This is a genomic window from Brevibacterium salitolerans, assembly GCF_039531405.1.
GTDB classification, from domain to species: domain Bacteria; phylum Actinomycetota; class Actinomycetes; order Actinomycetales; family Brevibacteriaceae; genus Brevibacterium; species Brevibacterium salitolerans.
The window spans coordinates 158,145-179,629 of record NZ_BAAAPZ010000019.1; the positions used below are offsets into that span (position 1 = coordinate 158,145).

General features: G+C 72.8%; 15 protein-coding genes. 7 read left to right on the top strand and 8 right to left on the bottom strand.

What is annotated here, in order from left to right; genetic code table 11:
- Positions 1-38: 38 nt before the first annotated feature.
- The gene (locus ABD240_RS16275; RefSeq protein WP_425547065.1) at positions 39-1,115 is read right to left on the bottom strand and encodes a ferrochelatase; all 1,077 of its coding nucleotides are present in this window, start codon (positions 1,113-1,115) and stop codon (positions 39-41) included.
- 209 nt (positions 1,116-1,324) lie between these two features.
- Between ABD240_RS16275 and sepH the strand changes: the two genes are divergently transcribed.
- A complete protein-coding gene (sepH, locus tag ABD240_RS16280) occupies positions 1,325-2,713 on the top strand; it encodes a septation protein SepH (protein ID WP_344338573.1) in 1,389 nt (462 codons plus the stop codon).
- Positions 2,714-2,769: 56 nt separating this feature from the next.
- Here sepH and cydC read toward each other — a convergent pair whose 3' ends face one another.
- From cydC to ABD240_RS16295, 3 genes are read right to left on the bottom strand one after another with little or no spacing between them, the layout of a single operon-like run.
- On the bottom strand, positions 2,770-6,213 hold the full coding sequence (gene cydC / locus ABD240_RS16285; RefSeq protein WP_344338575.1) for a thiol reductant ABC exporter subunit CydC: 3,444 nt from the start codon (positions 6,211-6,213) through the stop codon (positions 2,770-2,772).
- Entirely contained in the window at positions 6,213-7,256 is a 1,044-nt protein-coding gene (gene cydB / locus ABD240_RS16290; protein WP_291799072.1) for a cytochrome d ubiquinol oxidase subunit II, read from the bottom strand. The genes cydC and cydB overlap by 1 nt, the downstream gene beginning before the upstream one ends.
- 31 nt (positions 7,257-7,287) lie before the next feature.
- Positions 7,288-8,817: a cytochrome ubiquinol oxidase subunit I gene (locus ABD240_RS16295; protein ID WP_425547066.1), complete on the bottom strand. Its 1,530-nt coding sequence runs from the start codon at positions 8,815-8,817 to the stop codon at positions 7,288-7,290.
- A 285-nt stretch (positions 8,818-9,102) separates the two neighbouring features.
- Between ABD240_RS16295 and ABD240_RS16300 the strand changes: the two genes are divergently transcribed.
- Together ABD240_RS16300 and ABD240_RS16305 are read left to right on the top strand one after the other, a co-directional pair.
- Positions 9,103-9,468: a BlaI/MecI/CopY family transcriptional regulator gene (locus ABD240_RS16300; protein ID WP_291799094.1), complete on the top strand. Its 366-nt coding sequence runs from the start codon at positions 9,103-9,105 to the stop codon at positions 9,466-9,468.
- Positions 9,469-9,531: 63 nt separating this feature from the next.
- Positions 9,532-10,437 (top strand): M56 family metallopeptidase, encoded by a 906-nt coding sequence (locus tag ABD240_RS16305; protein ID WP_344338579.1) that lies wholly within the window; start codon positions 9,532-9,534, stop codon positions 10,435-10,437.
- Positions 10,438-10,468: 31 nt separating this feature from the next.
- Here the strand turns inward: ABD240_RS16305 and ABD240_RS16310 are convergent, their stop codons facing one another.
- Positions 10,469-12,580 (bottom strand): DNA gyrase/topoisomerase IV subunit B, encoded by a 2,112-nt coding sequence (locus ABD240_RS16310; RefSeq protein ID WP_291799061.1) that lies wholly within the window; start codon positions 12,578-12,580, stop codon positions 10,469-10,471.
- A 113-nt stretch (positions 12,581-12,693) separates the two neighbouring features.
- On the opposite strand from ABD240_RS16310, the gene ABD240_RS16315 reads away from it, so the two are divergent.
- Both ABD240_RS16315 and ABD240_RS16320 read left to right on the top strand, forming a co-directional pair.
- The gene (locus tag ABD240_RS16315; RefSeq protein ID WP_344338581.1) at positions 12,694-13,581 is read left to right on the top strand and encodes an N-acetylmuramoyl-L-alanine amidase; all 888 of its coding nucleotides are present in this window, start codon (positions 12,694-12,696) and stop codon (positions 13,579-13,581) included.
- Positions 13,582-13,687: 106 nt separating this feature from the next.
- Positions 13,688-14,476, top strand: a complete 789-nt coding sequence (locus tag ABD240_RS16320; protein WP_344338583.1) for a VOC family protein — start codon at positions 13,688-13,690, stop codon at positions 14,474-14,476.
- Positions 14,477-14,503: 27 nt separating this feature from the next.
- On the opposite strand, the gene ABD240_RS16325 is transcribed toward ABD240_RS16320, so the two are convergent.
- From ABD240_RS16325 to ABD240_RS16335, 3 genes are all read right to left on the bottom strand, one after another.
- On the bottom strand, positions 14,504-15,286 hold the full coding sequence (locus ABD240_RS16325; protein ID WP_291799052.1) for a glycerophosphodiester phosphodiesterase family protein: 783 nt from the start codon (positions 15,284-15,286) through the stop codon (positions 14,504-14,506).
- 136 nt (positions 15,287-15,422) lie between these two features.
- A complete protein-coding gene (locus ABD240_RS16330) occupies positions 15,423-16,847 on the bottom strand; it encodes an RNA polymerase sigma factor (protein ID WP_425547059.1) in 1,425 nt (474 codons plus the stop codon).
- A gap of 128 nt (positions 16,848-16,975) precedes the next feature.
- Positions 16,976-18,124 (bottom strand): DUF4192 family protein, encoded by a 1,149-nt coding sequence (locus ABD240_RS16335; RefSeq protein ID WP_344338587.1) that lies wholly within the window; start codon positions 18,122-18,124, stop codon positions 16,976-16,978.
- A gap of 204 nt (positions 18,125-18,328) precedes the next feature.
- On the opposite strand from ABD240_RS16335, the gene ABD240_RS16340 reads away from it, so the two are divergent.
- Together ABD240_RS16340 and ABD240_RS16345 are read left to right on the top strand one after the other, a co-directional pair.
- On the top strand, positions 18,329-19,132 hold the full coding sequence (locus ABD240_RS16340; RefSeq protein ID WP_291794861.1) for a spermidine synthase: 804 nt from the start codon (positions 18,329-18,331) through the stop codon (positions 19,130-19,132).
- A gap of 45 nt (positions 19,133-19,177) precedes the next feature.
- Positions 19,178-21,460 (top strand): HelD family protein, encoded by a 2,283-nt coding sequence (locus ABD240_RS16345; RefSeq protein ID WP_344338590.1) that lies wholly within the window; start codon positions 19,178-19,180, stop codon positions 21,458-21,460.
- The last annotated feature ends 25 nt before the right edge of the window (positions 21,461-21,485 follow it).

The window sequence follows — 21,485 nt, forward strand, 5'->3', positions numbered from 1 at the left end:
CGGGCGCCTCGCGCTGCGCCTGCAGCCGGCGCGAGCGCTCAGACGGCGGGCCACACCGGGTGGATCGGACGGTCCACGGCGCCTGCGCAGTCGTCCTCGGCCCCGGAGCCGGAACCGGGGACCAGCGGACCCTCCGGCGTCACGGCGGGAGCCTCGACGTCCTCGCCGCGCACCTGCGCCGCCCGCTCGAGCGCAAGGTCGACGAGACCGCGGACGAAGACGGGACGGGTGCCCACGGACCCGGCGCGCACGAAGCCCAGGCCCAGACGCTCGGCGGTGGCCCGCGCCTCGGTGTCGAGGTCGAACGCGACCTCCATGTGGTCGGAGACGAAGCCGATCGGCACGAGCATGACGGACGTCACGCCCTCGGCGGCGAGCTCCTCCATCCTGTCGTTGACATCAGGCTCCGACCACGGGACGTGCGGAGCACCGGACCGGGAGCAGAAGACGAGTTCGTGCGGGAGCACGTCGCGCTCACCCAGCTGAGCGGAGACCCAGTCGATGAGCTGGCGGTGCTGTGCCTCGTAGCCGAGCGTGCGCTTCTCCGACGCCCGCTGCATGGCCTCCGGGATGGAGTGGGTGACGTAGAGGATACGCTGCGTCCGCGGATCGAGGCCGCCGGTGAGCTCCTCGAGCTCGTCGAGGCCCTCGCGCACGCACTCCAGCTCGGCCTCCGCGAAGCCGGGATGGTTGTAGTACTGCCGCACCTTCTCGAAGCTGACGTCCAGCCCCTCCGCACCCAGCTCCGTGCGGACCCTCGCGAAGTCCTCCCGGTACTGACGGTCGGAGGAGTACGAGGAGTAGGCGGAGGTGACGATCGCCAGGAGGCGCGAGGATCCGCTCTCCGCCGCCGTCTCCCGCGCCACGTCGCTGAGGAACGGCCGCCAGTTGCGGTTGCCCCAGAGGACGGGGGTGCTGATCCCCCGCGCGCGCAGCTCCGCTTCCAGGGCGGAGCGCAGAGCGCGGTTCTGGTCGTTGATGGGGGACCTCCCGCCGAACCCGTAGTAGTGCTCACCCACCTCCACGAGCCGCTCGTCCGGGATGCCGCGGCCGGCCGTCACGTTCTGGAGGAAGGGGAGCACGTCCTCGTCTTTCTCGGGTCCGCCGAAGGACATGAGGAGGAGGGCGTCGAAGGGTGCAAGCTCTGAAGTCACGCCCTCCAGGGTATCGGCTCGCCCGGCCGGGCCCTGCGGGGCACCCGTGTGGCAGGAGCCGCGGTCTCACTCTGCGATCGCGATTTACGCGACTCGCCCGGAGATGTGCCGCGGACTCGCACCGGGACGTGACACGATCGTACGAGATGTCTCTCGAGGAGGAAGCCCTGATGACCGAGCTGAGCCTGCGCGGCCTGGAGGAGGACGAGTCGGCACTGGTCCTCGAGGATGCCACGGGGTCCGCGTACCGCCTCCCCATCGACGACGCGCTCGTCGTGGCCGTCCGCGGCGCCCACCGCCGGCAGGCCTCGACCGTGCGCAGCGACGAGCCCCTGCGCCCCCGCGACATCCAGGCCATGATCCGGCAGGGGATGACCGCCCAGGAGATCGCGCAGGAGACGGGCGAGGATCTCGAGCACATCCGGGTCTACGAGGGCCCGGTCCTGGCCGAGCGCGGGCACATCGCCCATCAGGCCGGTCGCGTGCTCGTCCGGCCGGAGACGGACGCCGCTGCGCCGACCCCGCTCGCGGACCTCGCCCTGGAGCGCCTCAAGCTGCGCGAGGTGGACCCGGAGACGCTGAGCTGGGACGCATGGCGGCGCGCGGACGGAACCTGGCAGGTCGAGCTCTCCTTCGAGGCGGGCTCGCGCCTGCGCACCGCCAGCTGGTCGTACTCCCGCGGGTCCGTGCACGCCCTCGACGACGAGGCGCGCTGGCTCTCGGACGCGGGCCCGACCGACTCCGGCCCCATCCCCGGCTACGGCACCGGCGAGGAGCGCAAGGCACGCGCGGCCGAACCCGCGCCGGCCGCACCCGCACGCGACCACCAGACGGAGACGGGGCGCATCCTTGAGAGCCTGCGCCGCCGCAGGGGCGTGACGGCCTCGCAGCACACCGGCGAGATTCCCCTGCCCGGACGCGGCGGCCCGGACGAGGCCGCCCCGCACGGCCGCCGCAGGCAGACAGGCCACCTCACCGCACACGACGGAGAGGCGGCACCGCACGGTGCTGATTCCGGGCCCGCCGCGGACGCAGGACCCACTCCGGGCGGAGGCGGCCTCAGACTCGTGGGCGACGACCGCGACCAGTCCATCGACGGCGCGCACTCGGCCCCCAGCGCGCCCGGCGAGGCGCTCGACGCGGAGATCGTGGCCGTCCCGGCCCCGCACGGCGCACGCACCCCCGGACAGCGTCATCCCGATCAGCACACGGCCCCCATCGGCACGCCGGATTTCGACGACCCGGAGTACGCAGGCACCCTCCCGCCCGCACCGGTGCCCGGATCCGGAGACACGGCCCCGCACGGCGGGGACGCGGTCGAGGCCGGGCCCGGACCCGACCATCCTTCACTGCTCGAGGTGGACGAGGTGGAGCCCGCCGCGGAGCCGGACCCGGCGGACGCCGGTGACGCTCACGACCCGGCCTCGCTGTTCCCCGCTCCCGGGGGCGAGGAAACTCCCTCCCCCAGGCCCGCGCCGGAGTCCGGCGGCAGGCGCCGCGGCCGCGCCTCGGTGCCCAGCTGGGACGAGATCATGTTCGGCGGTCGCGGCAAGGACTGAGACGCCTCCTCGCCGGCTCGCACCGGCACAGCAGGAGTCGCCTGCGCGAGCAGCCGCTACAGCCGCACGCGCACGTCGTCCTCGCGGACGAGGCCCTCGTCATGGGTGACGAGCACCATCCCGCGGTCCGCGAGGGCGTCGTCCAGATCACGCATGACGGCGCGTGCCGTGGGCTTGTCGAGGTGGGCGGTGGGCTCGTCGAGGATCACCACGTCCGCGCCCACCAGGAGCGTGCGCGCCACGGCGAGCCGTTGCCGCTGACCGCCGGAGAGACGTGCGCCGCCCGCTCCCACCTGCGCGTCCAGACCCGCATCGGCCAGCAGCTCCCCCAGGCCCGCGCGCCGCAGCGCGGCCTCCATCTCCGCGTCCGCCGGAGCGTCGTCGCGGTCACGGGCGATGAGCAGGTTCCCGCGCAGGGTGGAGTCGAAGACGTGGGCCTCCTGCGGGCACCACGCCAGCCGTCCCGCCAGATCCTGCGGGCCCAGCGGCGCGGCATCCGCCCCGTTGACGCGCACCCGCCCGCTCACCGGGTCGAGGAACCGCATGAGCGCGCTCACGAGCGTCGTCTTGCCGGAGCCCGAGGCCCCGGTGACCGCGGTCCGGCCCGGCACCGGGAAGTCCGCGGTGAGTGCCAACACCGCCGGCTCCGCCGCTCCCGGCCAGCGGAGGGTGAGCGCCTCGACGGAGAGCGCGCGGATCTCGGCCGGGGCCTCTGCGGCGGGGCGGGACGGCCCCGCGGCGTCGACGGACTCGGGAGCGGCGAGGTCGTCCTCGTGCATGCCTGCGAGCACCGTCCGCAGCGCCGGCCACTGCTGGACGGCGCTGAGCGCGTCCAGCAGGGCGTCGATGAGGCCGAGCGGGAGCAGCACCGCCACGGCGAGCAGCTCGCCGCTCAGAGCCCCGCTTCCCGTGGACGGGGCGAGCGCGGCCACGGAGAGGACCGCGGCGGCGATCATCACGGCGGTGACGACGGCCTCGCCCGCACCGCGGGCACGGAGGGCACCGCGCTCGGCGCGGGCCGCCGCCTCGTCCGCCTCCGCGAGCTCCTGCGCGGGCGCGCGCCAGGCCCCGTCCGGCAGAAGGTCCTCGCGTGCGCCCAGCAGCGCGGAGAGCCGGGCGAGCACCGTGCTGCGCGCACCGACGCGCACGGAGCTAGCCCGCCTGTCGGACAGCAGCGTCACGCCCGCACCCGCCACCAGGGCCGTGAGCACCGCTGACAGCGTGATCGAGCCGGCGGCGGGATGGAGGGAGAAGAGCACCGCGACGGCTGCCGTGCTCACCACGACCGCGACGAGAGGCGGCAGGACGACGCGCGGCACGAGGTCGCGCACGTCGTCGACGTCCGCGATGAGCGAGCGGAGGGCACCCTCGCCGCGGGACACCCGGCGGTCCGCCACTCCCCTGCGGGCCAGTCCCTGCCAGAGCCGCACACGCAGGCGGGTGAGGGCGCTCAGCACGGCGTCGTGCAGGCACAGGCGCTGGGCGTAGGCGAGGACGGCGCGGGAGAGCCCGAAGAACCGCACGCCCACGATCGCCACGAGCAGGTACATGATGGGAGGCTGCGAGGCCGCCCGCACGATCAGCCACGCGGAGACGCCGGTGAGCGCGGCCCCCGCCGCCACGGAGGCCGCCCCGAGCAGCACGGCGAGGAGGAACCGCGGGGAGAGGGGGTCCACCGCCTGCACCAGGCGGCGCAGCACCGTGCGGAGGGGAACCGGGGGCGCGCTCTCGCCCTCCCGCTCCGCCTCCGCCTGCGGGGACGGAGCGGCGTCTGCGGCCGGGGCGGCATCATCGGCCACACCCTCAGCCGCGCTCTCGGTCACCGCCGCTACGTCTCCGCCCGCAGCAGGGCGCTCCGCCCCGAGCACGCCGTCCTCCAGGTGCACCCGGTCCTCGGCCAGCGCCGTGAGACCGGCGTCATGCGTGGCGACGACGACGGCGACCTCGCGAGCCAGCGCACCGATCTCCGCCCGGACCCGCGTGGCACGCGCGGCGTCGAGATGGGCCGTGGGCTCGTCGAGGAGGACCAGGCGCGCCCCGGCCATGACGGCGGCGCGCGCACGGGCGAGGGCCAGCCGACGCTGCTCGCCGGGGCTCAGGGCCTCGCAGGCCCGTGTCCCCTGCCCGCCGTGCAGGTCCTCGAGGCAGGCGAAGCGCAGGCACTCCTCCACCGCGTCCCGGCGCAGACGCGGGTCCTCGCGCAGACGGGCGGGCAGGTGCATCGCCACCTCCGCCTCCACCGTCTCCGCCGCGAAGGCCGGGCGCTGCGGGGCGAAGGCCACGGGGCGCACCGCCTCGACCTCGCCGCTCACCCGGGTCCCGTCCTCGGCGCGCACCAGACCGGCGAGGAGGCCGAGCACCGTGGACTTGCCGGAGCCCGAGGCTCCCGTCACCGCCAGCAGGCCGGTCGCGCCCCAGCTGAGGGAGGTCCCGCGCAGCGTCGGCGCACCGCGGCCGGGGTGGGCGACGGTGACGTCTCCGAGCCGCAGGGTCAGCCCCTCCGGCGGCGCGGCCGGTCCCGGCGCGGTCGGGGCGTCGAGGAGCGTGCGGACGCGGTCGTATGCGGCGAGCCCGTTCTCCGTGGAGTGGAAGGCCGCGCCCAGGCGGCGGAGGGGAAGGTAGCACTCGGGCGCGAGGATGAGCGCGAGGAGTCCCGCCTCCAGGTCCAGGGACCCGTGCACCAGGCGCACTCCCACGAACACCGCGACGAGGGCGACGGAGAGCGTGGCGATGAGTTCGAGGGCGAGCGCGGAGAGGAAGGCCGTGCGCAGGGTCGTCATGGTGGTGTCCCGGTAGCGCTGCGACACCTCCCGCAGGGCCCGCGTCTGTGCGGGCAGCCGGCCCAGCCCCACGAGCACCGGCACGCCGCGCGCCAGTTCGACGAGGTGTCCGGAGAAGCGGTCGAGCGCGGCGGTGGCGGCACCGATCCGCTCCGCGGTGTGCTGGCCGATGAGGATCATGAACACGGGCACGAGCGGGATCGTGAGGACGATGACGAGTGCGCTCACCCAGTCGGCGGCCAGTATCCGCGCTCCCACGAGCAGCGGCACCACCGCGCTGGCCGTGAGGGCGGGCACGACCGCCGTGAAGTAGTCGTCGATCTCGTCGAGGGAGCGCGTGGCGGTGAGGGCGAGCGCGCCCTGCGTGCCCGGCAGATCGCGGCCCGAGCCGGCGAACGCGCGCATGACGAACAGGCTGCGCAGCCGGGTCTTCGCGCCCACCGAGCTCCGCGCGCCGGCCCACTGGCCCGCCCACGCCGCCAGGGCCTGGCAGAGCGCTCCGGCCAGACCTGTGAGCACGGCGCTGCGCACCTCCGCCCCCTGCATCGCCGCGACGATCCCGCGGGCCACGCCGTCGGCCACGAGCACCAGGCCCGCGGCGCGCAGGGCGGCGACCGCGCAGGATGCCCACAGGCCCCACCGGCCGGCAGCGGTGGCCAGGGCCGGGCGCAGCGGACTCCGCTGCGCCCGGGTGGGCTCCTGCTCAGGAGCAGTGCGCATCAGGAGACGCGACCGCGGATCGCGACCGGCACCTCGTGCGCGGGCGGGATGTGCTCGACCGTGAGCCTCCGCGCCCAGACGGTGTAGCTCCAGATCTGGTACGCAAGCACCACGGGCACGGCCACTGCGGCGACCCAGAACATCACCCCAAGGGTGTAGCCCGAGGACGAGGCCGTGTGGATCGTGAGATCGTGCGCCGGATCGAGGGTCGAGGGCAGCACCACGGGGAAGACCGCGGCGAAGATCGCGCTCACACCGGCGGCGAGGAAGAGGCCCTGTGCCACGAAGGCAGGCTTCTCCGCCCCACGGCGCAGCTGCACCCACGAGACGACGGCGGCGAGGACGGCGGCCGCGGTGCACACCCAGCTGAGCGCGTCACCGCGCTCGGCCTGCACCAGCAGCACCCAGGCGACCAGGGGCAGGAGCAGGAGCGGACCGGCGACCACGGCGGTGCGGCGGGCACGGGCACGCACCGGCCCGTCCGTCTTGAGGGTGAGGTAGAGCAGACCGTGGAGGAGCGAGAAGCCCACGACCGCCAGACCGCCCACCACCGCGGGGACCGTGAGCCAGGCGAAGGCCCCGCCCACGTTGTCGCCGTTGGCGTTGAGCGGCAGGCCCGTGGTCGTGAGCGCCAGCATCGCCCCCACGCAGAACGCGGCCACGAGCGAACCGAGGGACAGCGCCCAGGTCCAGCCGTCGACCCAGCGCTGGGAGTGCCCGCCCTTGCCGCGGTACTCGATCGCCACGGCGCGGAAGATCAGCCCCAGCAGCGCCAGCGTGAGCGGCAGGTAGAGCGCGGAGAAGAGGCTCGCGTACCAGAGAGGGAACGCCGCGAAGGTCGCGCCGCCCGCGGTGAGCAGCCACACCTCGTTGCCGTCCCACACGGGGCCGATCGTGTTGAGCAGGAGCCTGCGCTCCTTCTCGTTCCTGGCGAACCCCTTCATGAGCATGCCCACGCCCAGGTCGAAGCCCTCGAGGAAGAGGTAGCCGAGCCAGAGGACGGCGATGAGGACGAACCAGATCACCGGAAGCGCTTCAGTCATGTCAGTGCCTTTCCACTCTCACTCGTCGCAGTCAGTACGCGAACGCCAGGACGTCCGAGTCCTCGTCGTCCGCGCCGCCGGAGAGGCGGGCCCGGGAATCGGTGCGCCGGCTGCCCAGCTCCGGCATCGCGGACACCACTCCCCCGCGGGCGTAGCGGATGATGAGCCTGAGCTCGAACACCATGAGGACGCCGTAGACCAGGGTGAGGCTGATGAGCGAGAACAGCAGCTCGCCAGGGCTCACCGAGGGCGAGACGGCCGCGGCGGTGTAGAGGAACACCCCGTCGATGCCGCTGGCGTCCGGATTGGGGGCGACCACGAAGGGCTGCCTGCCCATCTCCGTGAAGATCCAGCCCGCGGAGTTCGCGATGAAGGGCGCCGCGATCCCCCAGAGGGCCAGCCGGGAGAGGAAGGCCGACCGCGGCACCGTCCCCTTCCGGGTGACCACGAGCGCGAAGGCCGCGGCCGCCGCCGCGAGCGCGCCGAACCCGATCATGAGCCGGAAGCCCCAGTACGTGACGAACATGGACGGCTGGTAGTCGATCTCCGCGCCGGAGCGGTCGCCGTACATCTCACCTTCCGGCAGATGCGTGCCGTACTTCTCCTGGTACTCGGGGATGAGGGAGTTCACACCCGGGACCTCGGTGGAGAAGTCGCCCTTCGCGAGGAACGAGAGGACGCCCGGGACCTCGATGACGGGGGTGACGTCCGCGCAGTCGTTCGAGTCGAGATTGCCCACCGTGAGGACGGAGAACTCGGTGCCGTCGTGGCAGGCCGCCTCGGCCGAGGCCATCTTCATGGGCTGCTGCTCGTACATGAGCTTGGCCTGGATGTCGCCGGTGACCGCCACCGCGGCGAAGGCGAACACCGCGAACCAGGCGCCCAGCCGCAGCGACCGGAACCACACGGTGTGGTCCGCCTCGTCACGGCCCGGCACATCCGGCGCGGTGCCGACGATCACCCGGCCGTTCTCGTCGACCGTGTCGATGCCGTCCTTCCGCCGCCGCCACAGGTGGTGCCAGGCGATCCCGAGGAGGAACGCCGCCCCCACGGACACCGCGCCTGCGAGGGTGTGCCCGTAGGCGGCCAGCGCCGTGTTGTTGGTGAGAACGGCCCACACGTCCGTCATCACCGGCCGGCCGTCGACGAGCTCCACACCCACCGGATGCTGCATCCAGGAGTTGGCGACGATGATGAAGTACGCGGAGAACCAGGAGCCCACGACGGCGGCCCACAGCACGCCCAGATGGAGCCTGGGCCGCAGCCGGTCCCAGCCGAAGATCCACAGGCCGAGGAAGGTCGACTCGAGGAAGAAGGCGAGCAGGGCCTCCATCGCCAGCGGCGCGCCGAACACGTCGCCCACGAAGCGGGAGTACTCGCTCCAGGCCATGCCGAACTGGAACTCCTGGACGATGCCGGTGGCGACGCCCATGATGAAGTTGATGAGGTAGAGCTTGCCCCAGAACTTGGTGGCCCGCAGCCATGCCTCGTTCCCGGTGCGCATCCACAGCGTCTGCATGACCGCGACGAGCAGCCCGAGCCCCAGTGTGAGCGGGACCATCCAGAAGTGGTAGACGGTGGTGATGCCGAACTGCCAGCGGGCTATCAGCACAGGGTCGAACTCCACATCGACCTCCTAGCTCTTCAGCGCGGCGCGCGCCGCGGCGGATGGGTTTCTACGCTCCGTAGAATACGCCTCGCGAAGGAAAGTCCGACCCCCTCCGCGCTTTCGATACGGAGCCGTCTCAGCAGGCGGACGCACAGCCGTCCGCGGTTCCGCCCGCGTCTCACTACGACTGGTAGAATCCGCAGGAGATCGATTCGCCACCCTCAAGAGGAGAACGTGTTGGAGAGTTTGGGAGAGCTGGAGCGGGACGTCATGGACGCCCTCTGGTCGGCCGCTGACGGCGGCCTCTCCGCAGCCGGCCTCAGGGACGTGCTCGCCGATCGCGGGCTCGCGCTGACCACCGTGCACACCGTGCTCACCCGCCTGGAGAAGAAGGGCTTCGTCAACCGCGACCGCGGCACGCGCCCGCACCTCTACTCCGCGGCGTCGAGCAAGGAGGAGCACGTCACGGACCTCCTCTCCGAGGTCCTCGACCAGGCCGGCGACCGCCGCGCCGTGCTCGCGCGGTTCCTGGGCACGGTCTCGCTCTCGGACAGCGCGTTCCTCCGCGGGGTCCTCGACAGCCGCCTCCGCGGCACCCGCTGAGAGCCTCGGGCACGGCAGGCACTGAGCCGCCGTGCCTGCGCTCCCCATGGCTGCGGAGATCCCATGACAGCGATCGGAATCGCAATGGCGGCGCTCGCCGTGCTGCTGGCGTGGCCCGCGCCCACCGCGCTCGCCCGTCGCCAGAGCGGCCGCGCGGACGTGGATCCGGTCGCCTCCATCCTCCTCTGGCAGGCGATCGGGCTCGCCGGCGGCCTCTCCCTCATCTCGTCCTGCCTGGCCTTCGCCCTCGCCCCGCTCGTGGGTGACGCGGAGACTGGACCGGACGCACTCGACTGGTGGCGCTGGCCCCTGCTCGCCGTGGGGGTGATCCTCCTCTGCGCGCTGCTCCTCTCCCTTCTCCGGGAGGCGCGCGCCGCCGTGCGCGCGCGGGTGCGCCACCGCGACATGCTCGCTCTGGTCTCGGAGTCGAGCCCCGGGGAACCCGGCATGCGCATCATCGACACGGACCACGCCGTCGCCTACTGCCTCGCCGGGCGCGGGGGCACCACCGTCGTGTCCACCGGCCTCATCCAGCTCCTCGACGCGGACGAGCGGGCAGCGGTGATCGCCCATGAGCGCGAGCACCTGCGCGTGCGGCACGACCTCCTCGCGCTGCCCTTCGCCTCGTGGAACCGCATGCTGCCGTTCCTGCCCGTCACCCGGACCGCACTGGAGTCCGTGAGCTCGCTCATCGAGATCATGGCCGACGACGCCGCACGGGCCGAGGTCTCCGCCGACGCCCTGCGCACCGCGCTGGCCAAGACCGCGGACAGTGCCGACGCCCCCGCCGGCCGCGCGCCGATGACCGGGCACGACCCACGTCTCACCGCGGTGCGGGAGCAGCGCCTGCGCCTGGACGCCTCCGCACTCCCGGACCCCCGGAGGCTGCGGGTGAAGGCCGCCGTGATCGCCTCCTCCATGCTGCTCGTGCCGCCGGCCGTGCTGGTGGGCACCGTCGTCTACAGCTGAGCCCGGTCCTCCCGGCGCGCTGTCCCGGTGCTCAGGCGTCGATGCGCTCCACGTCGAGTTCGGCGGCCCCGTTGATGAGGAACTCCTTGCGCGGGGCCACCTCGGATCCCATGAGCAGGGCGAAGGTCTGCTCGGCGCGCTCCGCGTCCGCCATCGTCACCCGGCGCAGGGTCCGCATCCCGGGGTCCATCGTCGTCTCCGCGAGCTGGTCCGCGTCCATCTCCCCCAGTCCCTTGTAGCGCTGCGGCTCCCTGTACGTCTTCTTCTGCTTCGTCAGCTTCTTCAGCAGTGCGGTGAGCTCCGCCTCGGTGTAGGTGTAGGTGACGTCGTTGGGCTTGCCGCGGTTGACCACCTCCACGCGGTGCAGCGGCGGCACGGCGGCGAACACCCTGCCGGCCTCCACGAGCGGGCGCATGTAGCGGAAGAAGAGGGTGAGGAGCAGCGTGCGGATGTGCGCGCCGTCCACGTCCGCGTCCGTCATGATGATGACCTTGCCGTAGCGCACGGACTCGAGGTCGAAGCTGCGCCCCGAGCCCGCGCCGATCACCTGTGTGAGAGCCGCGCACTCCGCGTTCGCGAGCATGTCCGCCACCGAGGCCTTCTGGACGTTGAGGATCTTGCCCCGGATGGGCAGGAGCGCCTGGTACTCGGAGTCCCGCGCCGCCTTGGCGGTGCCCATCGCGGAGTCCCCCTCGACGATGAACAGCTCCGTGGACTCCGGTTCGCTCACGCGGCAGTCGTAGAGCTTGGCGGGCAGGGAGGAGGATTCCAGCGCGGTCTTGCGCCGCTGGTTCTCGCGATGCGTCCGGGCGCTGATCCGCGCCTTCATCTCGGAGACGACCTTCTCCAGCAGCTGCGCCGCCTGGCCCTTGACCGGACGCTGGGTCGACTCCAGGAGCGCGGTGAGCTCGCGGTCGACGGTCTTCGCCACGATCTGCCGCACCGCCGCGGTCCCCAGCACCTCCTTCGTCTGGCCCTCGAACTGCGGCTCGGCGAGACGCACCGTCACCACCGCCGTGAGGCCGGAGAGCACATCGTCCTTCTCGACCTTGTCCTTGCCCGCCTTGAGCTTGCGCGCGTTCGCCTCCACCGCCTTGCGGAGGGTGCGCAGCAGCGACTGCTCGAACCCGGTGACGTGGGTGCCGCCCTTGGGCGTGGCGATGATGTTGACGAAGCTGCGGACCTTCGTCTCGTAGCCGGTCCCCCAGCGCAGGGCGATGTCCACGCCCACCCTGCGCTCGACGTCCTCGGACACCATGCGGCCGTCCGCACCCAGCACCGGCACCGTCTCCGTGAAGGTGCCCTCGCCCGCCAGCCGCCACACGTCCGTGATCTGCGGGTCGACGGCCAGGTGGTCGACGAACTCGGAGATGCCGCCGGCGTAGCGGAACTCCTCGGTCCGCTCCGGGATCGGCTCACCGGCCTCGTCGCGCGCCACGCCCCTGCGATCACGGATCGTGAGCCCGAGGCCGGGGACGAGGAACGCGGTCTGCCGCGCACGGTCCACGAGGTCCGTGTAGGAGAACTGCGCCTCCGGGAGGAAGATCTGCTCATCCGCCCAGTACTGGACCCGGGTGCCGGTGAGGCCCCGCTTGGCCTTGCCGACCACCTCGGGGGCGGTGGGTTCGGTGAAGGGGGTGAACGGGCTGTGCGGGCCCGTGCCCGCACTGTCGTCGAAGCGTCCCGGCTCGCCGCGCCGGAAGGACATGCGGTGCACCTTGCCCCCGCGGGTCACCTCCACGTCCAGGCGTGCGGAGAGGGCGTTGACGACGGAGGCGCCCACGCCGTGGAGTCCGCCCGAGGCCGCATAGGAGCCGCCGCCGAACTTGCCGCCGGCGTGGAGCTTCGTCATGACGACCTCCACACCGGACAGGCCCGTCTTGGGCTCCACGTCGACGGGGATGCCGCGGCCGGAGTCCGTGACGGCCACGGAGCCGTCGGCCTCCAGCACGATCTCGATGGAGTCGCCGTAGCCGCCCAGCGCCTCGTCGACGGAGTTGTCGATGATCTCCCACAGACAGTGCATGAGGCCGCGGGAGTCCGTGGAGCCGATGTACATGCCGGGACGCTTGCGGACCGCCTCGAGCCCCGAGAGCACGGAGAGGTGCCTGGCGTCGTAGCTCTCATCGTTCTTTCCTGCCACGGATGCTCCTTCTCGACGGTGATCCGACGCGTCATTCTATTCCTCCTCCGTCCATCCACCGGTCTCCCACGCCGTGAGCACGGCCATCCGGCGCCTTCGCCTAAGCTGGCACTGTGACTCCGCACTCCCCCGCCTCCGGACCGCGCACGCGCACACCCGCGCGCAGATGCCGAACTGCACTGGGCGCCGCGGCCGCGGCCCTGGCCTTCGGGCTGGCGGGATGCGGGACCTCCGGCGGCGAGGACTCCTCCGCCGCACCTGCTCCCACGGCGGAAGCGGCCGGGACCTCGCCCGGCACGGAAGGGACGGCTCCCGGTCCGGCGGACGCCTCGCCGAGCACCGCCGCGGAGGAGTTCTCCGGGCTCATCGTCGCCGTCGATCCCGGGCACAACGGCGGGAACGCCGAGGACGCCGCGACCATCGGCGCACAGGTGCCGGACGGGCGCGGCGGGACGAAGGCCTGCAACACGGTGGGCACCTCGACGGACGACGGCTACGCCGAGCACCGCTTCACCTGGGAGCTCGCCACGGTGCTCACGGAGCGGCTGGAGGACGCCGGGGCGGAGGTCGTGCTGAGCCGGGACTCCGACGACGGGGTGGGCCCCTGCGTGGACGAGCGCGGCGCGTTCGCGGCAGAGGAGGAGGCCGACGTGCTCGTGAGCCTCCACGCCAACGGTTCGGAGGATCGCAGCGCGTCCGGCTTCCACGTCATCGCCGCCGCGGACGGTGCCGCGGCGGACGACGAGGCCGTCGCGGCCTCCCAGGACCTCGCCGGCTCGCTCGTCACGGAGCTGGAGCAGCAGGGGCTGGACCGGAACCCCGCCTACGGCCGCGTGGTGGAGCGGTCCGACCTCGCCACCCTCAACCACGCCGCAGTGCCGGCGGTGATGCTGGAGGCCGGTGAGATGCGCAATGCGGACGACGCGGAGCTGCTGGCCTCGTCCGAGGGACAGGACCGGATCGCCGAGGCGATCGTGCGGACCGTGAGCCGGCTCGGCTGAGGCACGAGACGTCCCGGCCGGGGCACGGCCGTTCCCCGCTCGCGTGCCGGAGCGGTGCTCACGTAGGCTCGGAGCCCTCATCCCCCAGTCGTCCGAGAGGTGCCCCATGTCCGCTCAGTTCTCCGTCCCCCAGGCAGGCGCACCCTGCTGGTTCGACCTCACCACCCCGGACCTGGAGGCCTCCTCCGCCTTCTACTCCGCGCTGCTGGGCTGGGAGTTCTCCGGGACCGGTCCGATGGGCATGGGCAGCGCCGCCGTGCGCGACGGCGCCCGGGTGGCGGGCCTGAGCCCGCAGCCGGAGGGGCAGAGCGCCCCGGCCTTCTGGACGCTCTACTTCCGCATCGGGGACTTCGAGGACTTCATGGAGGGCCTCGAGTCCGCCGGCGGCCGCCCGCTCATGGCGATCCCGGAGTTCGACGAGGACGCGAGCGTGGCACTCGCCGTCGATCCCGCCGGCACCGCCTTCGGCGTCCTGGAGTACGCGGACGCACGCGGGATGGGGGCCTACGGCGTCCCCGGGGCGGTGGGCTGGGCCGAGCTCTTCACCAAGGACGCGGCCGCCGTGGACTTCTACCGGACGGTCTTCGGCTGGCGGGTGAGCGCCCTGTCGCAGACCGAGGAACAGGACTACCGCGCCTTCGGTCTGGGCGCCGCCGGTGGAGAGGACTCCCCGCTCCCCGCCGAGGCGCGGCTGGGCGGCATCCTCGACGCCTCGGCGCTGGAAGTGCCTGCCCACTGGGAGGCCCACTTCGTCGTCCAGGACGTCGACGCGGCCGCCGAGCGCGTCGTGGAGCTGGGAGGCGATGTGCTCGCCGCCCCGCACGACTCCCTCCACGGCCGCGTGGGGCGGTTCGTCGATCCGCAGCACGCCGCCTTCACCCTCGTGACCCTCTGAGCCCAGCGCATGGCCTGGGCGCTCAGCTCAGCCGGCCCTGTCCAGAACCCGCAGCGCGAGGTCGCACCTGTCAGTGACGATTCCGTCCGCGCCGGCGCGGACGAGCGCGCGCATGCGCTCGGGCTCGTTCACCGTCCACACGTGGACGTCGACGCCCGCCCGGTGCGCAGCTGAGACGACGGCGGGGGTGAAGACGCGCAGCCGGCCCGCCCGCTCAGGGATCTGCAGTGCGTCGAGGCCGCGCAGCGCACGGCTAAGACCACGCTGCGAGCCCGCGGTCGCCGCGAGGAGGAGCGCCGCCGTCCGCGCCTCCCCGGGAGAGGTGGCGGGCCGCCGGCCGCCGGCGACGGAGGACGCGGCCCGGAGGGCGATGCGCCGGCGCCGCTCGGAGAAGCTCGTGAGCAGGCAGCGGCGCCAGTGCGGCCCCACGAGCGCCCCGGCGGGTGCGGCAGCGGCATCGGCCTTGACGTCGATGTTGAAGCGCAGCCGCGGGAACTCCTCCAGCGCCCGGCCGAGCGTCAGCAGACCGCCGCGCGGGGCCATGAGGGCCGCCAGCTCCTCGTACGTGACCTCCGCGAGCTTCCGCGGATCCCCCGTGAGGCGCTCGAGGCTGTCGTCGTGGAAGAGCACGACGGTGCCGTCGAGGGTGAGGTGGCAGTCCGACTCCACCCAGAGGGCACCGGCGTGCTCCGCAGCGGCCACGGCAGCGGCGGAGTTCTCCACCACGCCGTCCGCGGCCATGTCCGCGGTGACGAGCCCGCGGTGCGCGAGCACCTGCGGGCCGTCACCGTGCAGATAGGGATGGGGCATGGGATCCTCCACGGGTGCGGGCGGAGAGGCTCCGGAGCTGCTCACGAACCCGACCGCCTGCGCATCTCCAAGAGGCCTGAATGCGCCGGCCCGCCGGTGCGGTGCATCCGGCGGGTCGGACTCCGGCTTCCGGTCGTCAGTCCAGGTAGTCGCGCAGCACCTGCGAGCGGGACGGGTGACGCAGCTTCGCCATCGTCTTCGACTCGATCTGGCGGATGCGCTCACGGGTGACGCCGTAGACCTTGCCGATCTCGTCCAGGGTCTTGGGCTGGCCGTCGTTGAGGCCGAACCGCATCGACACCACCCCGGCCTCACGTTCGGACAGGGTGTCCAGCACGGAGTGCAGCTGCTCCTGCAGCAGCGTGAAGCTCACGGAGTCCGCGGGGACCACGGCCTCGGAGTCCTCGATGAGGTCACCGAACTCGGAGTCTCCGTCCTCGCCCAGCGGGGTGTGCAGCGAGATGGGCTCGCGGCCGTACTTCTGCACCTCCACGACGCGCTCCGGCGTCATGTCGAGCTCCTTGGCCAGCTCCTCCGGCGAGGGCTCGCGGCCCAGATCCTGCAGCATCTGCCGCTGGACGCGCGCGAGCTTGTTGATGACCTCCACCATGTGGACCGGGATGCGGATGGTCCGGGCCTGATCGGCCATGGCCCGCGTGATGGCCTGACGGATCCACCACGTGGCATAGGTGGAGAACTTGAAGCCCTTGGTGTAGTCGAACTTCTCGACGGCGCGGATGAGGCCCAGGTTGCCCTCCTGGATGAGGTCGAGGAACAGCATGCCGCGGCCGGTGTAGCGCTTCGCGAGGGAGACGACCAGACGGAGGTTGGCCTCGAGCAGGTGGTTCTTGGCGATCCTGCCGTCGTGGACGATCCACTGGTACTCGCGGACCAGCTTGGGGTCCGTCGTCTCACCCTGGCTGAGCAGGTAGTCCGCGTACATGCCGGCCTCGATCCGCTTCGCGAGGTCGACCTCCTCCGCGGCGTTGAGCAGTGCGACCTTGCCGATCTGCTTGAGGTAGTCCTTGACGGGATCCGCCGTGGCACCGGCGGAGACGACCTGCTGTGCCGGCTGGTCGTCGTCGTCGGTGGCGGAGACGACGAAGCCGCCCGCCTCCTTGACGATCTCGTCCTTCTGCTCCTCCTCCGCGTTCTTGGTCTCCGTCTGCTCGTCCGGGTCGACGTCCTGCGCCTGCGCCTCGTCCAGGGTCGTCGCGGTCAGCCCCAGGGTCTCCTCCTCGCCGGGACCCTGCGCCGCGGTCGTCTTCTTCTTGGCGGCGGGCTTCTTCGCCGCGGCGGCCTTGGGCGCCGTCTTCTTGGCGGCGGTCTTCTTCGCAGTGCTCGCCTTCTTCGCCGGGGCCGAAGCGGTCGCCTTCTTCGCCGTCGACTTCCGGGCGGCGGTCGTCGCGGACGACTTCGTCGTCGCAGCAGCGGTCTCCGTCTGCGTCTGCGCGCTCGAGGCGGCAGTGCTCGACTTTTCCGTATCCTTTGTGGGCACGTGAGGACCTTTCGGCTGAGGGCTTAGGGTACGACCAGGCCCGAGGGCACCAGTAAGACCCATGTCAAACTGCACGGCGGGCACACCACCGGCATCATGTTCGACTGGGTCAACGCCCGATCATTGCACGCTATTCCCCCTCTTGACAAACGCACTCGGCCCAGGATGCCGCAGGCGGAGCGGGAATGCGCTCATTCCCGCTGCGCCCACACCGGCGGGAGACCGGCGCGCACTGCACGCAGAACCAGCTGGGCGAGGCGATGGTCGCCGTCCGTCTCCAGCGCGGCCAGAGCATAGTGCTCTGCGAAGCGCATGCGCACCCTCGACCACTCGAACCAGGCCAACAGGGCGCACAGTCCCGGCCGCGCCTCGGCACCGATGTACGGCAGGCAGCCGCGCAGCCAGTCCACGGCCTCCGCGAGCGCCCACAGCCGCGGCGGCCGGGGGCAGAAGCCCACGAGCTCCTGTGCCGCCCCCGGCAGCGCGCCGGCCCGTCTCGCATGGGCGAGGAACCCGTCCTCCTCCGCCTCCGCGAGCGCGGCGGCGGAGAACCCGGGGTGGTCGCCGCTCAGCAGCATCTGCACCCAGTCCCGGTCCGGAAGCCGCGGGAGGAACCGGTCCAGGGCGAGGACCGCCGCGGGCTCCGGCAGTGCGAACGGCTCGGGCCGCTCGTGCGCCTCCGCCCGCCGCTGCGCACGCTCCGTCAGCGTCCGGGCGGTGCGCAGGAGCGCTCGCGCGGCCTCCTCGTCGTCCGTCCCCGCACGCAGCCGTTCGATCTCCGCCGCGTGCGCGGGGCGTGCCTCCGGCGCACGCACGCAGTCCTCGAAGCTCTCCGCCGCCCGCGAACCCTCGGCGATCATCCCCACGACCGCGGGAGTCTCCCGGGCCCGGGCCAGCGGCGTCCCGCCGTGCTCGCCCACCCGCCCGCACATCTCCTCCCCCGCCCAGAGCGGCTGCACCACGTCGAATCCCCGCGCCGCGAGGCCGTCGCAGACGAAGCTGAGCCCGTCGAGGAGGGCACGCGCGGCGGCGGTGTCCGCCGTGAGCGCGTCGAGCCCGGTGTGGTGGACCGCCACCGGCGCGCTGAAGAGGACCGGGAAGACGGTGTCCGCGCCGTCGGCGAGGTCCAGCGGTCGCAGCATGGTCTCGAGCGCGGCCTCGTCCAGACGCGCGGCGCGCTCGTGGTCGAAGTCCATGCGCAGGCTCGCACCCAGCGCACCGCTGCCTAAGGCGGTGCTCTGCGCCGTGACGAGGACGAGGGAGTCCTGCGGGAGATAGCCGATGAGGTGGGGGACGAGTCCGATGAGACCGGGACCGTGGGTGAGTGTGTATGTGTGCATGGGGCCACCCCACTCCGCTCCGCACGGGGGCACCAGCCCCTCCCGCGCGCTGTGGACGGGAGAGCACCCGTCCACAGGAATCGGTGCGTACGGAGGGACACGGTCTCCGCCCTCCTGTGACCTCCGGCGGCACCCGCCGGCTGCCGCCGGGTCACGGGCGTCCCGCCGCCCCCGCGGTCCGGGCGCGCGGACTACCCTGATCCGATGGCGCAGAAACGCACCCGCACCCCCGGCACTCCGTCAACAGGACCGTTCCCCATCGACACCGGCACGGCCTCCTTCGATCCCGTCCCCGGAGCCCCCGGCTCCTTCGTCCTCACCGTCAACGGTGTCCCCTCCTCTCCCTACTCCGCCGCGGACCCGCGCCGGCTCGACTTCGAGTACATGCGGTGGGCCGTCGCCGGGATCGACACAGCCCTCCCGGGCTCCACGCTGCGGGCCCTGCACGTGGGCGGGGCCGCCTGCGCCCTGCCGCGCAGGATCGCCGCGGACAGGCCGGGCTCCCGGCAGACCGTCGTGGAGATCGACGCCGCGCTGGTCACCTGGGTGCGCGCGCACCTCGAGCTGCCCCGCTCCCCCGCCGTGGCGGTCCGCGCCGCGGACGGTGCGGCGGAGATCGCCGCGTTCCGGGACGACTCCCTCGATCTCCTCGTCCGGGACGCGTTCGCCGGAGACGCGACTCCCGCGGCGCTGCAGAGCCCGGAGTGGTTCTCCTCCGTCGCACGGGTGCTCAGGGCCGAGGGCCTGTACGCGTCCAACGTGGCCGACCGGGCCGGCCGCAGCGCGCTGCGGGAGGAGCTGCGCGCGCTAACCGGGCACTTCGCGCACGTGTGCGCCCTGAGCGGCGGCCGGCTCGCGGGGCGGCCCGGTGGGAACGTGATGGTCTTCGCCTCACACCGTCCGCTCGACCCCCGGGAGCTCACGCGACGCGCGCGGGCGGAGGGCTGCGCGGTCCCCGTGGCGCACAGCCGGACAGAGCTGCTCTCCGCCTGCGGTCTCCCGCTTTGACGGACACGGCATAATGGAATGCCCCCGTGAGAGACGAAAGGCCCCATGAGCGAGACACGCGAACGCGCACACGAACAGGCGCAGATCGACATCCTCTACCGACGGCTCGACGAGCTGCGCGCGGAGACCGCACAGTCCCTGTCGACCGTCCGCCGGTCCAATGTGGGAGGCCATCACCAGAACCGCTCCGAGCGCGACGCCTTCGCCACGCTCTACGAGGACGCCCTCATCCGCTACCAGTCCGCGGAGGAGGGGCTGTGCTTCGGCAGGATCGACCAGACGGACGGCATCACCACGTACATCGGCCGGATCGGGCTCTCCGCGGCTGACCGCTCACAGCTCCTCATGGACTGGCGCGCCCCCGCGTCCGAACCCTTCTACCGCGCGACGGCGGCCTCCCCCGGCGGGCTGACCCGGCGGCGGCACATCGCCACCCGGGGCCGCACCGTCACCGGCGTGGAGGACGACGTCCTCGACCTCAGCGGCCTGAGCGAGGACGAGCAGGCAGGCCTGCAGGGGGAAGGCGCGCTCATGGCCGCGCTGGGCGCCAGGCGCACGGGTCGGATGGGGGACATCGTCGCGACCATCCAGGGCGAGCAGGACCAGATCATCCGGCAGGACATCGCGGGCACGCTCGTGGTCCAGGGCGGGCCCGGCACGGGCAAGACCGCGGTCGCCCTCCACCGCGCCGCGTATCTCCTCTACCGTCACCGCGACCGGATCGCCAAGTCCGGCGTGCTCCTCGTGGGCCCCTCCCCCGTGTTCCTGCGGTACATCGAGAGGGTGCTGCCCTCGCTGGGCGAGACCGGCGCGGTCCTCCTCACACCCGGCCAGCTCATGCCGGGGGTCGAGACCTCGCTGCGTGACTCCGCCGGCACTGCGGCGGTGAAGGGGGACCTGCGGATGGTCGAGGTGCTGCGGCGCATGGTCCGCTCCTATCAGCGTGTGCCGCACGAGGACCAGCGGCTGCAGGTGGGGCCCTACACCATCCCGCTCCGGGCTGCGGACGTCCGCAGCGCCAGGGACCGCGCGCGGCGTGCGGACCGCACCCACAACGAGGCGCGCACCGTCTTCGCCACCACGCTGCTGCGCACCCTGGCCGACGACCTCGCGCGCGCACACGGCGCGGACTCCGCCGGGGAGCGCCTGCCCGAGCTCCAGGACGACCTCCGGCACGCGCGTGAGGTGCGCGTGGCGGTCAACCTCTGCTGGCTCCCGCTCACCCCGCGCGGCGTCCTCGACGCGATGCTCTCCAAGCCCCACCGCCTCGCCCAGGCCGCCCGCGGGATCCTCACCGAGGCCGAGGTCGAGGCCCTGCTGCGGACGCCCGGCGCACCGCTCACGGTCGAGGACGTGCCGCTCCTGGACGAGATCGCCGAACTGGTGGGCGAGAGCGAAGAGACACCTGCCCGGACGGAGGACCCGGAGGTCGAGTACGCCCGTGACGTCACGCAGATGATGGGCACCGCGGACATGGTGAGCGCCGAGCAGCTCGCCGCGCGCTACTCGGAGGCGGGCGCGGCGATGACGGTGAACGAGCGCGCCGCCGAGGACCGCGAGTGGACCTTCGGACACCTCGTGGTGGACGAGGCGCAGGAGCTCAGCCCCATGCAGCTGCGCCAGCTCTTCCGGAGGGTGCCCAGCAAGTCGGCCACACTGGTGGGCGATCTCGCGCAGGCCGCCGCCATGGACTCCGAACGCACGTGGGCACAGATCCTCGAACCGCACGTGGGCGACCGCTTCCGCCTCGAGCAGCTCACCGTCTCCTATCGCACGCCGGCCTCCATCATGGGGCCGGCGAATGCCCTGCTGCGTGCGCACTTCCCGCAGCTCGCCCTGCCCGAGGCCGTGCGCACGGGCGAGCACCCGCCTACGGTGCTGCGCTGCGCCGACACGACCGAGCTGTTCGCCCGGCTGCCCCGCACCGTCGCCGCGGAGGCTCGCGCCGTGGGCTCCGGGCGGCTCGGCGTGATCGTCCCGGCCGCACTCATGGAGCTCGCCGAACACGCGCTCTCCGAGGCCGGCGGCGGCGCCGGTGCGGACGAGCTGCTCGACGACCTGGGCTGGGGCCCGCAGGCCATCGACCACAGGATCGCCGTGCTCACTCCCTACGAGTCGAAGGGCCTGGAGTTCGACGGGGTCGTCGTGGTGGAGCCGGCGGCGATCGCACCCGTGGATCCGGAGACGGGCTCCGCCGAGGCCGGGGTGGGCGAGCTCTACGTCGCTCTCACCCGCGCCACCTCGCGGCTGGCGATCCTGGGCTCGCAGCCCTCGGTGCTGGACGCGCACTTCACCGAGGACGCGCGCACGGGCGCGGCCGCTGAATGAGGACCGCCGGCGGCGTCGGCTTCCC